The sequence below is a fragment of the Streptosporangium minutum genome (assembly GCF_002149035.1).
In the GTDB taxonomy this organism is placed as follows: Bacteria; Actinomycetota; Actinomycetes; order Streptosporangiales; family Streptosporangiaceae; genus Streptosporangium; species Streptosporangium minutum.
In genome coordinates this window covers 1-2,755 of the sequence record NZ_NGFP01000459.1, presented here as the reverse complement: position 1 = coordinate 2,755, position 2,755 = coordinate 1, and the positions used below count along the sequence as shown (strand labels likewise).

Below are 2,755 nucleotides of genomic sequence, written 5' to 3'. Positions count from 1 at the left end.
GCACCGCGCGGTGCTGGCCCGTCTGATCGTCGCCCGCCGCCGCGTCGTCCCGGTCACCCGCCTGGCCGAGGACCTGTGGGCCGATCCGCCGCCGGGCGCGACGGGCGCGGTACGCACCTTCGTGGCCGCGCTGCGCCGTGCGCTGGAGCCCGGGCGCCCGCCCCGCACCGCGGCCCGGCTGCTGGTCACCGAGGGGCCGGGGTATGCGCTGCGCGCGGAGCCGGGCGCGGTGGACGCCTGGCGCTTCGAACAGGCGGTGTCCGCCGCCGCGACGCTGCCTCCCGAGGACGCGCTGGCCCGGCTGCGGGAGGCGCTGGGGTGGTGGCGCGGGCCCGCCTACGCCGAGTTCGCCGACGAGGCCTGGGCCCGTACGGAGCGCTCTCGCCTGGCGGAGCTGCGGCTGCAGGCGGTGGAGCGCCAGGGCGAGGCCCGCCTGGCCCTGGGCCTGCCGGCCGAGGCGGTGCCGGATCTGGACGCGCACGTGGCCGAGCACCCCTGGCGCGAGGACGCCTGGCGCCTGCTGGCCCTCGCGCTGTACCGCGCCGGCCGCCAGGGAGACGCGCTGGCGGTGCTGCGCCGGGCACGGACGCTCCTGGTCGAGCAGCTGGGGGTGGATCCGGGCCCGGGACTGCGCCGCCTGGAGGCCGACATCCTCAACCACGCCGGCCACCTCGACCCCGCCGCCACCGCGGCCGGGGCGGCGGGCCGGGTGTGGGCGCAGGCGGCCGCCGCCTACGACCGCGCCGTGCCGTCCGGTGCCCGGGCCCGCCTGGAGTCGACGGTGGGCCTGCTGCGTAACCTCGCGGTGACCGGGGGCGGCGGCCTGGAGGCGGCCCGCCGGCACCGCGTGGCGGCCGTCGTGGCGGCGCAGGAGATGGGCGACGCGCAATTGACCGCCCGCGTGATCGGTGCCTACGACGTCCCGGCGATCTGGACCCGCTCGGACGACCCGGAGCAGGCGGCACAGATCGTGGCGGCGGCCGAACGCACCCTGAGCGCCCTCCCGCCCGGCACGCACCAGGCGGCGCGGGCCCGCCTGCTGGCCACGATCGCCCTGGAGTCGCGCGGCACCCGTGCCGGGCGCGGCCCCCAGGCCGCCCGGCAGGCAGAGGAGATCGCCCGTAGCCTGGACGACCCCGGGCTGCTGGCGTTCGCCCTCAACGGCGTGTTCATGCAGACCTTCCACCGGGCGGGTCTGGCGCCGCGCCGGGACGAGATCGGCGCCGAGCTGGTCGCCCTGTCCGCCCGGCACGGCCTGGTCACCTTCGAGGTGCTCGGGCACCTCATCCGCATCCAGGCCCGCAGCGCGCTCGCGGACTTCCCGGCGGCCGACAGGCACGCGGCCGCCGCCGACCACCTGGCCGGGCGTCACGAGCTGCCGCTGGCGGGCGTGTTCGCCCAGTGGTACCGGGCGCTACGGCTCGTCGCGACCGGGCGGGCACCGGCGGTCGAGGTGGAGGCGGCCTACCAGGAGGCCGCCGCGCGGCTGGACGGCGCCGGCATGCCCGGACTGCGGTGCGGCGTGCTGCCGCTCGCGCTGCTGTGCCTGCGTCTGCGCCACTCACGGCCCGCCCAAGCCGACGAGCACACCGACTGGGGTCCCTACGAGCCCTGGGCCCGCCCCCTGGTGCTGCTGGCCCAAGAACGCCGCGGTGAGGCCGCAGAGGCACTGCGCCAGATCCCCGACCCGCCCCGCGACCTGCTGTTCGAGGCCCTGTGGTGCCTCGCCGCGCGGGCGGCCCTCGCCGTTGGCGACCGGGAGACGATGGAGCGCGCCCACACCGAACTCACCCCCGCGGCGGCGGAGCTGGCGGGGGCGGGCAGCGGCCTGCTCACCCTGGGCCCGGTCTCCGAGCACCTCGGCGACCTGGCCGCCGCCCTGCGCCGTCCCCGCTGAGCTCGCACCGCTCGCCCACGGCTCTTGCCGCCTCAGCCCGCCGCCCCGCGCCGTCCCCGTCGGTGTCCCCGGGGCCGCTCCCAGGTCCGCCGCACCCTCAGATCACCAGGTCACGGGCAGGGAGACCAGGCCGCGTGACACCGGATGGTCCTTCCACACCAGCTCCTGCCCGGGGACGGCGAGCCGGGCCGACGGCAGCCGTTCCAGGAGCACGGCGAGGGCGACCTGAAGCTCCATCCGGGCCATATGCGCCCCCAGACACCGGTGGATCCCGTGCCCGAAGGCGAGGTGGGAACCGCCCTCCCGGAGGATGTCCACCCGCTCGGGGTCGGCGAAGAGCAGCGCGTCGTGGTTGGCCGAGCCGATCGCCGGCAGCACCCCCTCCCCGGCGCGGATGGCGACGCCGCCCAGCTCGACGTCCTCCAGGGCCACCCGCAGCAGGGCGCCGGTGATCGCCGAGGGGTTGACGCGCAGCAGTTCCTCGGCGGCCGAGACGATCAGTTCCGGGTCGCCGCGCAGGCGGTCGAACTGCTCAGGATGGGCCAGCAGGGTCAGGAAGCCGGACGCGATCGCGTTGCTGGTGCTCAGGTAACCGGCGGTGACCAGGAGGAAAGCGAAACTGATGAGCTGCTGCTCGGTGAGGCGCTCCTCCCTGTCGCGCTCGGCGACCAGGGCACCGAGCAGGTCGTCGGTGGGCCGCCGGCGCCGGATGCCGATCATCTCCGCCATGTACGACTCCAGGTGGCCGCGCGCGTCGAGGATCTCCTGCGGGGTGTGCCTGGTCATGCTGAACGCCGTGTCGGTCAACGCGCACAGCCGCGCGCTGTCCTCGTCGGGGACGCCCAGCAGGGTGAGCAC

The 2,755-nt window shown here is 76.8% G+C and carries 2 protein-coding genes; one reads left to right on the top strand and one right to left on the bottom strand.

The genetic code is table 11. From position 1 onward, the window contains the following. Positions 1 to 1,897 (top strand): AfsR/SARP family transcriptional regulator (locus CA984_RS43565; protein ID WP_207621271.1); only part of this gene is annotated, 1,897 nt, incomplete at its 5' end. Positions 1,898 to 1,999: 102 nt separating this feature from the next. On the opposite strand, the gene CA984_RS43560 is transcribed toward CA984_RS43565, so the two are convergent. Continuing rightward, a partial coding sequence (locus tag CA984_RS43560; protein WP_133061977.1) for a cytochrome P450 occupies positions 2,000 to 2,755 on the bottom strand: 756 nt, incomplete at its 5' end.